Source organism: Parolsenella sp. LCP21S3_E11 (genome assembly GCF_052118165.1).
In the GTDB taxonomy this organism is placed as follows: domain Bacteria; phylum Actinomycetota; class Coriobacteriia; order Coriobacteriales; family Atopobiaceae; genus Parolsenella.
Map to the genome: position 1 here is coordinate 147,029 of NZ_JBQKHS010000004.1, position 12,355 is coordinate 159,383.

The following is a 12,355-nucleotide window of genomic DNA, read 5'->3' on the forward strand; positions in this document are numbered from 1 at the left end:
GCGACGCTTTGTGCCACCCCGGGGCCGCTAGAACGGCAGATCTTAGGCGAAGAAGTGACCAATCTCGTAGATGATCGAACCGACGATGTTGTAGTCAACGTTCGGGAAGGAAGCGCCAGCAATTCCAAGCTGGGCGAAGGCCGGGTAGAGCACGAGCGGGCCAGCGCACAGGAAGATGCCGACCAGGAAGGAGCCGAGGAAGGCGCCCTTCCAGCCACCGTAGGCGTAACCGCAGACGCCGCAGGTGCCGCCAGAGAAGAAGCAGATGCCAGCAGCCGGGATCATGATGGTCTCGCTGTGGAAGGCGACCATGAGGGCCATGGCGACGAGACCGCCGAGGAAGGAGCCGATGAAGCCGATGATGACGGCGTTCGGGGCAAACGGGAAGATGGCGGGGCAGTCAACGGCCGGGCGAGCGTCGGGGATGAGCTTCTCGGAGATGCCGACGAAGGCCTCGGTGATGGCGGCGATGAACTGACGGACGCCGTAGATCAGGACGGACATGCCAGCGGCGAACTGCAGGCCGGCGAGGAACGGCCAGATGAACCAGAGGTCGTTGCCGAAGTAGGACGTGAAGGCCTTGCCGGAGGCGAGCTCGTCACCGAAGTGGCCAGTCACGAGGCAGGCGATGGTCACGATGTAGAACAGAACAATCATGAACAGGGCGACGGAGAACACGAAGTCCTTGAAGAGCTTGAAGAACTCGGGGAGCTTCTTCTCCTCGGCCTGGGGAGCATCAAGCTCGCCGTCGGCGCTCTTCTTGGCGAAGAGCTTGCCCACGTAACCGGCGAAGGCATAGCCGATGCAGTTGAAGTGGCCGATAGCGATGGAGTCATCGCCAACGAGCTTGTTGACGAAGGGCTGGCAGAGCGTCGGAAGAGCGGCGCCGCAGAAGCCGAGGATGACGCCGCCGAGAATGACGGTGACCATGAACGGAGCGCCCAGCGAGATGAAGACGAGGGCGAGGACGCAGGCGAAGTACAGGAAGTGCTGGCCGGTCAGGAAGACGGCCTTGAACTTCGTGAACTTAGCGAAGACCAGGTTCATGATGAAGCCCAGAACCATGACCATGGCAACCTCGGTGCCGTAGGTCTGGAGAGCGAGCGAGGTCGCAACCTCGACCTGGGTCACAACGCCGGAGACCTGGAAGGCACGGCTGAACATGTCAGAAAAGACGGTGACCTGGGAGCTCATGGCGCTGGAACCGATGTTGAAGACCATAAAGCCAATCATGGTCTTAACGGTACCGGAGAAGACGTCCACCGCGGACTTCTTCTGCAGCAGGAGACCGACGAGGGCGATGACACCCATAATCACCGACGTGTCCCTGAGCTGCGCGAGAATGGCATCAAGCATGTTGATTTCCTCTCAGCTGATTTGGACAAAACTACCTAACGGACGGGCTCTGACCCATCCGGCTAAGCCGAAACGATTTGTGCGGGGACCCGGCGGCCGCAAGCTCTAAGCGCTTCGCTCAAGGCTCGCGCCGCCGGAATGACCTCAGACGCCTACTTGGCGTCGTGCTCCTGAACCCAAGCGGTGAGCTTCTCGGTGATCTCACCCTTGTTCACGATGTTCGTGATGCCCACGGCAGACGGGACGCGAGAGTCATGGGAGAGCTCCTCGGTGAGGTCGCTCATCGTGATGACGAGGTCACCGCTGAAGCCGTTGATGGAATCGAGGTTGCCGTGCTCGGTCTCGATGGGGAGGTTGTGCTCCTTGATGACCTGATCGCACTTGATCTTGAGCATCATCGAAGAGCCCATGCCAGCGCGGCAGCAGACGAGTGCACGATACATTTGTTACTTCCCTTCCTTAGCATGGACGAGGTCCATGACATCCTGTGGCGTGTTGGCGGAGTCAAGCTGATCGAAGAAATCCGGGTCAGCAAGAAGCTCAACGAGGGACTGCAGGGCGCTCAGGTGCGCGTCGCTGTCCTTGGCCGCGAGCGGGAAGAGGTACTTCACCGGATCGTTGGCCTCGGAGCCAAACTCGACGGGCGTCTTCAGCGTGACAATGCCGATGGCGCTCTCGAGGGCACCGCACTCTGGGCGTGCATGCGGAAGGGCGACGTGCTCGGTCAGCACGAAATAGGGACCCAGCTCCTCCTTGCCCTTAATGATGTCGGCAACGTAGCCCTCGGTCACCTTGCCGCCATCGACCATGGGCTGGGTGGCCTTGTAGATGGCATCTTTCCAGTCGGCAGCATCGACGTTGAGCTGCACCAGGCTCGGATCAAGAAGATCGCTTAGCATCCACTCGCCCTCCTTTATTGACGCGCATTTACGTCTTATGAACGTTACGTTGACGATTTTTCCACACCCATCGGTATCCGGGCGACTATTTTTTACGAACGGTATTCGTGTCGCCAAGCGACTGCGTTTTAACCGCGACCGGTAGTATTTTGGCAGTTAAACAACGCTTTTATCTCGAATTACATAGTTCGTCGTTTTGATATTTCGACAAATTGTTTATAACTTCCATTCGTATACTTAGTTCGTCTCGCACATAAAAGAATATTCGTTCTGCCGTTCGCCGATTTATGAATCTGCTTGTTGTGTTTTATGGTTGTTCTCTCGTAAACTCACCCCTGTGCCGATCAAATAAATCGGAATGTTCAACGAGCCTCTATAACGTTCATAAAAGGAGAGCTGAATCCATGCGAAGGAGCAATGCGTTCGTAGCGGCAAGACGAGACGCCATCATGGCCCTCCTCGAGCGAGACGGACAGGCAAGCGTGGCGGAGCTGGCAGAGCACTTCGAGGTGTCGCAGCTCACGATCAGGCGCGATCTTGACTGGCTCGAGAGCCGCCACGTTCTCTCGCGCCAGCATGGAAGCGCTTCCCTCCTCAATCCGCTTGGGCGCCCATCAGGATCTCAGCGCGTCAGGGCCAATCGAGCCATTGCCCGCGAGGCGGCGAAGTACGTTTGCGACGGCGACTGCATATTCATCAATGGCAGCTCGACGGCTCTCTCAATCATCGATTTCATTGAGGCACGCGATGTCACCGTCGTCACCAACAACGGCAAGGCCCTCCTTATGGGCGAGCACCCCGCTCTCTCCATCCTTCTCACCGGAGGGGAGATTAGGCCGCCTCGCGCCTCGATGACAGGAGAAATTGCCATGGATAACGTGCGGCGCATCCGTGCGAAGAAGTGCTTCCTCGGCTGTACCGCCATCTCTGTTGCCGATGGCATAACCTCAGCAACCGCCCCGGAGCCCGTCGTCAACGCGCTCATGCTCTCCCAATCAGATGAGCATTTCCTCGTGGCAGATTCTTCGAAGATCGGTCGAACCTCGAGCTTCCCATTTGGCACGGTCGATGACATCGACACCCTCATCACCGACACCGGCGCAACTCCCGAGGAGGTCTCTGCGTTTCTGGCCCATGGCGTAAGCAGGGTCATCCGTGCCGAGCCCGGTCTCGAGGTTGATGCGGACGAAATGCCGGGGCTGCTTTAAGCCTCGCGACGCTTCCCACGCGCGTACCGGACGCATCTCCACGCTAGGTGCATCTGCGCGCCGGGCGCACCGCATGCGTGCCAATCCGCCTCCGCGCCAACCAGCCTGCGCCCCAACGATTAACCCGCGCGAGCAAACCCACTTCGGGCATTTCGAATGACAAACTGAAGGAGTCCTATGGTTCAGGAGAACGATCCTCACTGCCGTCCCGTCATCATCTTCGATTTCGACGGCACACTCGCGGACACGGAGGGCTACATCGTCACCGCCGCAACACAGGCGCTTTCCGAAGCAGGATTCACACCCGAGCAGATGGGCGACGTGAGCCGTGTTGTCGGCCCTCCCTACCCCGGTGCCTTCGCAGCCATCTATGGCGTTAGCGAGGAGGAGGACCTCGCCATCACCAAGCGATACTTCGAGCTCTATGACTGGAAGAATCCCGCAAGCCACAAGCTCTACCCCGGAATGCGGGCTCTTTTGGAGGACCTCACGAAGCACGAGAAGAAGCTGGCCATTGCAAGCTCTAAGACCCGGATGAGACTTAGCTTCTGCGTTGAAGATCTTGGCCTAGATAGCCTCTTCTCTTGCGTCTTTGCCAAGGAGGATGTCGACGGAGGAGGAAAGGCCGAGCTCATCCGCATGGCCATGGAGAAGTTTGGCGCAAGCGCCGATCAATGCGTCATGATCGGCGACCGCTTCTACGACATCCAGGGCGCCCGCGCCGCGGGCACGGCAAGCGTTGGTGTCACCTTTGGCACACACAAGCGCGCCGAGCTCGAAGAGGCCGGTGCAGACGCCGTGGTGGACTCTATCGACGAACTACGCGAAGTCCTGCTGGCATAAGCTCTGGGCGGCTCCGCACTGCGGGGCTTTGCTCGCCAAACATACATACGTGCCAACGCGATACAAGAACGCGCCCTGAACATACATGCCAACGCGATACAAGAACGCGCCCTGAACCCATTTGGTTCCAGGGCGCGCTTGCTAGTCTTATGGTCTAGGACGCGTTTGCTGGTCTTTTAGTTCCGGGGCGCGCTCACTAATCTTCGTCAGTAATGCTCGCAGGCTCTTTGCCACCCACGACCCAGCGATGATACGCAACGACAAACGGGTCGAGATCGCCGTCAGACAGCACGGCATCGACATTACCCGTCTCGCAACCCGTCCGAAGGTCCTTGACCATCTGGTAGGGATAAAGCACATAGCTGCGAATCTGGTTGCCGAAGCCAATCTCCGTCTTAGGTCCGCGAAGTTCGTCGAGCGCCTCGGCACGCTTCTGAAGCTCGAGCTCATAGAGCTTCGAGCGGAGAATCTGCATGCACGTAGCCTTGTTCTGAATCTGGCTGCGCTCGTTCTGGCACGTCACGACGATACCCGTAGGCAGATGCGTGACGCGGACAGCGGAATCCGTCGTGTTGACGCCCTGACCACCGGGACCACTCGCGTGGTAGACGTCTACGCGAACCTCACCGGGATCAATCTCGACCTCGATGTCATCTGGCAGAACCGGAAGGACCTCAACGCCTGCGAAAGTGGTTTGCCGGCGCTTCTTGGCATCCGTCGGAGAGATGCGGACAAGGCGGTGCACGCCCTGCTCGGCACGCAACATGCCATAGGCGTTCTTGCCGGACACGGTGATCGTGGCGCGGTCAATGCCGATCTGCTCCGCCGCGGGAGCATCGTTGATGGTGACCTTCCAGCCACGTCGCTCACAGTAGCGCAGATACATGTGCAGCAGCATGCTACACCAATCCTGAGCCTCGAGACCGCCTTGGCCAGGCGTTATGTTGACGATGGCATCGCCACCGTCGAACTCGCCCGTAAACCAACTCGCGAGCTCGAGCTCAGAGAGGTCATGCTCGAGGGAGTCGAGGTTGGCCTCGCACTCCGCGAGCAAGTCCTCGTCCTCCATCTCCTGTCCGAGCTCCCAGGCGGCACGAGCATCCTCGAGCTTCGCATGCGCGGCGTCAATGCCTGCGACATCTTCCTTCGCGCGGGCAAGCTTCGCCATCGTCTCGCGGGCAGCGTTCGCGTCATCCCAAAAACCGGGCTCAGCGCTCTGACGCTCAAGCTCGGCCACCGTTCCGCGAGCCTCCTCCACGTGGAGATAGCCCTCGACCTCGGCTAGCCTGCTTTCCAGAGCATCGATTCTCTCGTTTGCGACCTCAGACACTAGCGGTTTCTCCCGTGGCAGTTCTTGAACTTCTTGCCGCTGCCGCAAGGACAGGGGTCATTGCGACCAATGCCCACATAGGGATCAGGGTCGTCCGCCTTGCGGTAGGTGTGCGGCTTGGCATCGGAGGCCTTCGGCGAGGGAGCCGCGACGTCACGACGCTCTGCGCGAACAGCGGGAGCCGTCCGCTTCGCTCGAGAGATAGTGGAAGTACGGGCACCGGAATCGCCATCAACCTCAGCGGGGCCAGAGTAGCGCGCGCCCTCGAGGGCAGACGGAGCCATCTGCGAGTTCTGGGCGGGCACGGTGTTGCGACGAATGTGCAGCATCGTACGGAGGAAGTCCTCATACATCGTGTCGACGAGCTGACTGAAGGCGGCGTATGCCTCCTGCTTGTACTCGACGAGAGGATCGCGCTGGCCAAAGCCACGAAGGCCGATGCCCGTCTTGAGATAGTCCATCTCCTGAAGATACGTCATCCAACGCGTGTCGATAACGCGCAGCATAACCTGAGCCGCAAGGCGCTGGGTAATCTCCTCGCCAAGGTCTTCGGTGCGCTTGGCATAGAGGCTCTCGACGTACTCGTCCATAATCTTCACGACGTCAGAGGTGTCAGCCTCGCGAGAAAGCTCGGGCAGGCCGTCCTCTCCAGTGAGCTCCTTGACCCAGGAGCGAAGACCATCGAGATCCCAATCCTCGATAGCAGTGCCCTCGGGACAGAACTCGCGAACCTCGCGTTCGACGGTCGCGCTCGTGACCTCGCTGATGTGCTCAGTCAGATCCTTGCCGTCAAGAATCTTGTTACGCTCCTCGTAGATGACCTGACGCTGCTGGTTCATGACATCATCGTAGTCGAGGACGCTCTTACGCATGGCGTAGTTGATTTCCTCGACCTTGCGCTGGGCACCTTCGATGGCCTTGGAGACCATCTTGGCCTTGAGGGGCATGTCGGGCGGCATATCATACTTCGCCATCATCGCGGCGATGCGATCCATACGATCGGCGCCGAAGAGGCGCATGAGGTCATCCTCGAGGGAGAGATAGAACTGCGTCTCGCCGGGATCGCCCTGGCGTCCGGAACGGCCACGCAGCTGGTTATCAATGCGGCGGCTCTCATGACGCTCGGTGCCGATAACCGCAAGGCCACCGGCAGCAAGGACGCGCTCGCGCTCTTCGGCACAAGACTTCTTGGCCCTCTTATTGGCATCCGCAAGCTGCTCGGGCGTGGCAGAATCCTCGGTGAGGCCCTCCTCGGCAAGAAGCTGGCTGGCGAGCTCAACGGGATTACCGCCAAGCAGGATGTCCGTGCCTCGACCCGCCATGTTGGTGGCGATGGTAACGGCGCCCTCGCGACCAGCTTGGGCAACGATCTGGGCCTCGCGCTCGTGGAACTTAGCGTTAAGGACCTCGTGCTTGATGCCGCGCTGCGTAAGCATCTTAGAGAGGCGCTCGGAGCTCTCGATGGAGACCGTGCCGACCAAGACGGGCTGGCCCTTGGCGTGGCGCTCTTCCACATCGGTTGCGACGGCCTGGAACTTATAGTCAACGTTGCGGTAGATACGGTCATCGTGATCGACGCGGATCACCGGCTTGTTGGGCGGAATCTCGGTAACGGGAAGCTTGTAGATCTCGCGGAACTCCGCGTCCTCGGTCATCGCGGTGCCCGTCATGCCAGAGAGCTTGTCGTAGAGGCGGAAATAATTCTGGAGGGTGATGGTCGCCAGCGTCTGGTTCTCTTCGCGAACAAGCACGCCTTCCTTTGCCTCAACAGCCTGGTGCAGGCCCTCGGACCAGCGCCTGCCCTCCATGATGCGACCCGTAAACTCATCAACGATCTTGACCTCGCCGTCGAGAACGGCATAGTCCTTGTCGCGATGGAACATGTACTGGGCCTTTAGCGCCTGCTGGAGGTGATTGGCAAGCTGGCCAGAGAGGTCGGAGTAGATGTCTGCGCCAAGGCGCTCCTCGATTTTGCGAAGGCCTTGCTCGGTCGCGGCGATGGTGTGCTTTGCCTCGTCCATGATGTAGTCGCCATCGGGCTCGGGCACGGGGCCACCCAACGGATCGCGCTCGGGCTCCTCGGCTCGAACGAGACCACGAACCGCGCGGGCAAAGTCCTTGTAGGTATCAGCGGACTTCGTGCCAGCGCCGGAAATGATGAGCGGCGTACGAGCCTCATCAATAAGGATGGAGTCAACCTCATCGACAATCGCATAATTGTGACCGCGCTGCACGCGCATGGAGGCGCGAGTAACCATGTTGTCGCGCAGGTAGTCAAAGCCAAACTCCGAGTTGGTGCCATACGTGACATCGGCCGCATAGGCAGGAGCCTTGTCAGCGAGAGGCATGCCGTTCTGCAGCAAGCCAACTTCAAGGCCAAGGAAGTTATAGAGCTGACCCATCCACTCGGAGTCACGGCGAGCAAGGTAGTCGTTCACCGTGACAATGTGAACGCCTTTGCCAGAAAGGGCATTGAGATAACCGGCAAGCGTAGACACGAGGGTTTTGCCCTCGCCGGTCTTCATCTCAGCAATGGTTCCCCTATGAAGCGCGATACCGCCCACAACCTGCACGTCGAAGTGGCGCATGCCAAGGACGCGATCCGAAGCTTCACGAGCGCAGGCGAACGCCTCGGGAAGGAGATCGTCCAGCGTCTCGCCCTTATCGAGGCGCTCGCGGAAAAGCACGGTCTGGCCTGAAAGCTCCTCATCATCCATCTTCGCGAACTTGTCTCCAAGCTTCGCGACCTCATCGGCAATAGCGTTGTACTCCCTCAGCTCCTTATCAGAGCCAATGGACAAGATCTTCGAAAAGAGACCGGCCATGTCGTTCCCCTATTGTCTTCCGGGTCCACGCGGGCGAGCATGCCCCCAGCATTCTTTTTAGTCAGTATTTACTTTAGCCGTTGCTCGCCCATGCGTCAGGCGAGCAATTCCGCACCACAATATGCGCACCCGTTCTCGCCGCGTGCGGGGCTGCCCCTGCGCGCCTCCCATATCAATCGGGTTTCTTCCGCCAGTTTGTGATTGGCCACGGCATTTTCGGGTCAGGACGCCCCGAGTCAGTCATCCAAGAGCCGATCTATCGACCCTTGCTCCAGAGGTAGCCCCAGCTTCCATCCTCACGTTTTCGCGGAACCACTTCGATTGCCGTTCGTCATTGAGCCTCAGCGCCGCCTCAGACCCTTTGAGCATCGCATCCACATAGCGCTGAGACAATTCCTCGTGTCGGCGCCGGTACTTCCCATCCGGATCGCTAACGGGCACGTAGGAACCTCCGCGGTAGAGCCCCTCGAGTTTGAGGCATAGGGCCACCACCTCGGTTTCCGGAAGACCACCACCCACAATTAGCCTTGCGAGACGCTCGAATTCGTCGACATCGCACCGAACCAACGTTTCGTCAAGCCAAATTCGGCCCTGACCGCTTGCTATGTAGTCAATCTCCCCCGCAACCTGGCCACAAGCCGCACGCAAGGCGCTCAACACGCTATAGAAGCTCTCCCTACCTCGAATAAGATCCATTTCGGGCCAGAGCTGAACGATTGCCTCCGCCCGAGACATCGTATGTCCCGGAGTCAGAGCGAGCATGGCAAGAAGATCACGGGCCCTCCTCCTTCTCCATGCGCCCTCCCGTATCTTGATGCCTCCCTTTCGAGCCGAAAACCCTCCCAGCACATTCACGTCGAGAACAGGGTCGCTGCCAGGATCGAGCCCCTCCGCAAACGGTACGGTGGAGTTTTGCGGCGACGCATGAAACGCGACGCTCGCATCACCTTGTCCCACGCACGACAGCTCTCCATTAGGCACCCATGATGGCGGCAGCTCGCGTAGAATGCGCTGCCCTACGGCCCCGTCATATTTTGCCAAATAGGAGACGAGCACTTTGCTGCTTAGGCTTGGGGTAGTTTCTCCCATTTCGTCGACAAGCGTTGACACGCCTTCGGCGTCTCTTCGCCCCAGAGCTTCGTGCAATCTATCCAGCAGCACTAAATCCGAACTCGCTTCCGAGGCGCCAACTTCCCACGCCGAGCCCAAGTCGCCGCTTTCCCCAAACTTCAGCAACGTTGCGCGCTCCATAATGCGGGCAACAACAATTGCCTTTTCATCTCCCGCGGTCTTTGCATATCCAAATGCCGCCGCAGCATGGACATGGGCGCGTCTGAAACTCGCCGACGCGAAATCCGATAAACACCCCGCGATGTTTGCCCACGAAGCAGCCCGCCACTCTCCTCGCGCAGCATAGCTCGACGCACAGCGATCGCTCTCAAGCGAGCCGTCAGCACTTCCGGAGAGAAGCCGTGCTGCAGAGAGGACAAGATGCGTCGAGTTCCTCATCTGGGGCGGCACGTCGCCGGCGAGCAACTCCTCCGCTCGAGCAACGGTCGCCGCGTCTCCAAGGTTTGGCGGATCCCCGACTATTTCGCGCGCTGCCTCGAAATAGATTGTGAGGACTGCCGAGAGCGCAGAGGGATCACTGGATTCAGCAGCATCATTTTTCGCAAGCAGCATCTCCCTAAACGCTTCAACAAACGACATATCGAATCCAAGGGAGAGTGCCTTTCCCATAAGAGCGAGTTTGCCCACTAGAGGATGGCCTGACGACATGGAAGAATCAAACCAACTGGGAGATAGTGAGCCACTCTTTTCGGACCGGCAGCGATGCATCGCCTCCAGCAGTTCGATTTGCTGCTCGTGAATCTTGGCGCGCTCGCCTGAAATCATGAATCCGGCAGCCGCATCAGCAACGCCAGAAAAGTCCTCCCCTACGCCGAAGAGCTCAATGATTCTGGCAGCAGCGCACATCCTTGGATCGCGACCTGAGGCAAGCACGGTCCTTACTACAGTCCCAGTAAGCCCAGCATCAATCATTTCGAGCGGATACTCGCCGACAAGGGACTTAAGGATGCGTTTGTCACTTGATGCAAGGGCGATCGCGCTCGCCCTTCTCATCTTTCCGCTGGCGGCAAGATGCTTCACTAGAGATGCAATCAATTCCTCATTGCCTTTTTCGCGTTCAATCAATGCCTTTGCTACAACGGAGTCTTCGCATGGGACAACGTCGAATCGGTCATTTCTTAGGTCGATACCAAATAGAGGACACGTCTCGGCCATTTCAGCCAGAATGTCGCCTGAAACCCTAATCCCAAGAGAAGGCAGCTTAGATACCTCGCCCTTGCCAAGAGCGAGAAGGACCAGGCGGAGTTCAAGTTCCTCCTCAATCAGGCTAGAACGCAAAGCATTAGAGAATAGGTCGGCAACGCAACGATTCCAATAAGAGCCCGAAGGAATGCGACCAGGATAAACACGCGTGACCCGAAGGTTCGAGATGAGAGAAGGAATGCCGTGAGTACAGCGCATGGCATCCTTAGCCGAGAGCCCACCCAACATGGGCTCCCAAGCAGACAGCTCCCTATCATCGACAATTAAATCGCCGGCTCTAACAACCCTACAAGACGGAAGAAATTCGAGGAGAGACTCAGAATCCTCGCGAAGAACGATTAAAACCAGGCAGTTGCCAAACACGGCAGAGCATATTGCTCGCGCGACTCTTCCAAAATATGGGTCTTCCATCCCCCAAAGGCCATCAATAACCAGAAGCTGACCGCTGGCGCCGTCAAGAGACAGGCGAGCCACGCTCTCTTTCATTCGAGCTCGCAATTTACGACAAGCCGTATCAGGAGAAACCCCGGCAAGACGGACGCAAGTAGTCTCATACCCAGACGCAGTAAGCGAATCAATGAGCTGGGAGGCGAGAACATGCTTACCCATGCCCTTTTCAGAGGAAAGAACAAGGAGGCGATCGCGCGCCAAAGATCTCAAAAGATCTGTAACCAGACGAGTTCGCTCGACAATAGACAGGGAAGAAGCTGATCGAGATGACGATTTCTTTCTCCCTCTTCCCTTACCCTCCTTCACACCAACAGTCTCTTCGCCGGAAGAGGCCGAACAGGCAACGACTTTGTAGCCGCGAGCAACGTTATCGTTCATTGGAGTCCCTCCTATAACTAATTGGGACTCGAAGACTACAACCACGAGTAAACAATAATGTCCACTGAGCCAAATTTACCCGTAAGCGGTTGTCAGACTCTCTGCATGAATAAATGCCCAGCCTCTTTTACCAGCCATTTGCCAAAAACTAACGAGAACATCTGGCGAAAAACAGAGCAATTAGTACCGGTGAACGGTGAACGGTATATCTATAGGTAAGACATAAGCAGAGGGATATACCCAAATTGGCACAGTCCGACGACAAGGGATATCAAGAGGTACTAAGCAAAAGGCGCCCCGCCATCGCATCCGATGGCGGGGCGCCCTGGTAGTGGCCTGGGAAGGCACGGGTCCGCGGAACGGGGCGGCGCCGGCTCACGTTGGCCGCAGGGGCACCCGAGAGGGACGCGCCACCGGCGGGAGGCCGGGGCCCGCGCGCCCGGCCCCCATACAGAAGGAGGGCCCCGCCACCACGCGGGTGACGGGGCCCTCCCGGCACGCAAATGCCCCTCGTTGGTCAGCGACGTCCTGCTCTCCCACGGACTGCTCCGCAGTACCATCGGCGCTAGGGGGCTTAACTTCCGGGTTCGGAATGGGACCGGGTGTACCTCCCCCGCCATGGTCGCTGACCAACGAGGGGCATTCGGTTTTCAGGGGGCGGGCCTCGCCCGGTGCCCTGGGGGCCGCACAGCGCAGCGAGTCCCCGCACAGAAGGTCGCACGACCGCGACTC

General features: G+C 58.7%; 8 protein-coding genes and 1 rRNA gene. 2 read left to right on the forward strand and 7 right to left on the reverse strand.

Annotation, left to right across the window (positions count from 1 at the left end; all coding sequences use genetic code 11):
* Positions 1–42 precede the first annotated feature (42 nt).
* The 3 genes from ACTQ1Z_RS05650 to ACTQ1Z_RS05660 form a co-directional block, all read right to left on the reverse strand.
* The gene (locus ACTQ1Z_RS05650; RefSeq protein WP_441859465.1) at positions 43–1,356 is read right to left on the reverse strand and encodes a PTS ascorbate transporter subunit IIC; all 1,314 of its coding nucleotides are present in this window, start codon (positions 1,354–1,356) and stop codon (positions 43–45) included.
* 152 nt (positions 1,357–1,508) lie between these two features.
* Complete coding sequence (locus ACTQ1Z_RS05655) at positions 1,509–1,799, reverse strand: PTS sugar transporter subunit IIB (protein ID WP_330029175.1); 291 nt, start codon at positions 1,797–1,799, stop codon at positions 1,509–1,511.
* A gap of 3 nt (positions 1,800–1,802) precedes the next feature.
* A complete protein-coding gene (locus ACTQ1Z_RS05660; protein WP_317285869.1) occupies positions 1,803–2,255 on the reverse strand; it encodes a PTS sugar transporter subunit IIA in 453 nt (150 codons plus the stop codon).
* A 404-nt stretch (positions 2,256–2,659) separates the two neighbouring features.
* On the opposite strand from ACTQ1Z_RS05660, the gene ACTQ1Z_RS05665 reads away from it, so the two are divergent.
* Positions 2,660–3,463 (forward strand): DeoR/GlpR family DNA-binding transcription regulator, encoded by an 804-nt coding sequence (locus ACTQ1Z_RS05665; protein WP_293815337.1) that lies wholly within the window; start codon positions 2,660–2,662, stop codon positions 3,461–3,463.
* A gap of 177 nt (positions 3,464–3,640) precedes the next feature.
* Positions 3,641–4,306, forward strand: a complete 666-nt coding sequence (locus ACTQ1Z_RS05670; protein WP_441859468.1) for an HAD family hydrolase — start codon at positions 3,641–3,643, stop codon at positions 4,304–4,306.
* A gap of 196 nt (positions 4,307–4,502) precedes the next feature.
* Here the strand turns inward: ACTQ1Z_RS05670 and prfB are convergent, their stop codons facing one another.
* From prfB to rrf, 4 genes are all read right to left on the reverse strand, one after another.
* The gene (gene prfB, locus ACTQ1Z_RS05675; protein ID WP_320679951.1) at positions 4,503–5,636 is read right to left on the reverse strand and encodes a peptide chain release factor 2; all 1,134 of its coding nucleotides are present in this window, start codon (positions 5,634–5,636) and stop codon (positions 4,503–4,505) included.
* Entirely contained in the window at positions 5,636–8,461 is a 2,826-nt protein-coding gene (gene secA, locus ACTQ1Z_RS05680) for a preprotein translocase subunit SecA (RefSeq protein ID WP_441859470.1), read from the reverse strand. The genes prfB and secA overlap by 1 nt, the downstream gene beginning before the upstream one ends.
* Positions 8,462–8,701: 240 nt before the next feature.
* A complete protein-coding gene (locus ACTQ1Z_RS05685) occupies positions 8,702–11,623 on the reverse strand; it encodes an AfsR/SARP family transcriptional regulator (protein ID WP_441859472.1) in 2,922 nt (973 codons plus the stop codon).
* A gap of 515 nt (positions 11,624–12,138) precedes the next feature.
* Positions 12,139–12,253, reverse strand: a 5S ribosomal RNA gene (rrf, locus tag ACTQ1Z_RS05690).
* Positions 12,254–12,355 lie beyond the last annotated feature (102 nt).

What these genes read in the sequence shown, in the direction of transcription:
- ACTQ1Z_RS05650 (WP_441859465.1), bottom strand. Translation starts at nt 1,356, where the DNA reads ATGCTTGATGCCATTCTCGCGCAGCTCAGGGACACGTCGGTGATTATG.
- ACTQ1Z_RS05655 (WP_330029175.1), bottom strand. Translation starts at nt 1,799, where the DNA reads ATGTATCGTGCACTCGTCTGCTGCCGCGCTGGCATGGGCTCTTCGATG.
- ACTQ1Z_RS05660 (WP_317285869.1), bottom strand. Translation starts at nt 2,255, where the DNA reads ATGCTAAGCGATCTTCTTGATCCGAGCCTGGTGCAGCTCAACGTCGAT.
- ACTQ1Z_RS05665 (WP_293815337.1), top strand. Translation starts at nt 2,660, where the DNA reads ATGCGAAGGAGCAATGCGTTCGTAGCGGCAAGACGAGACGCCATCATG.
- ACTQ1Z_RS05670 (WP_441859468.1), top strand. Translation starts at nt 3,641, where the DNA reads ATGGTTCAGGAGAACGATCCTCACTGCCGTCCCGTCATCATCTTCGAT.
- secA (WP_441859470.1), bottom strand. Translation starts at nt 8,461, where the DNA reads ATGGCCGGTCTCTTTTCGAAGATCTTGTCCATTGGCTCTGATAAGGAG.
- ACTQ1Z_RS05685 (WP_441859472.1), bottom strand. Translation starts at nt 11,623, where the DNA reads ATGAACGATAACGTTGCTCGCGGCTACAAAGTCGTTGCCTGTTCGGCC.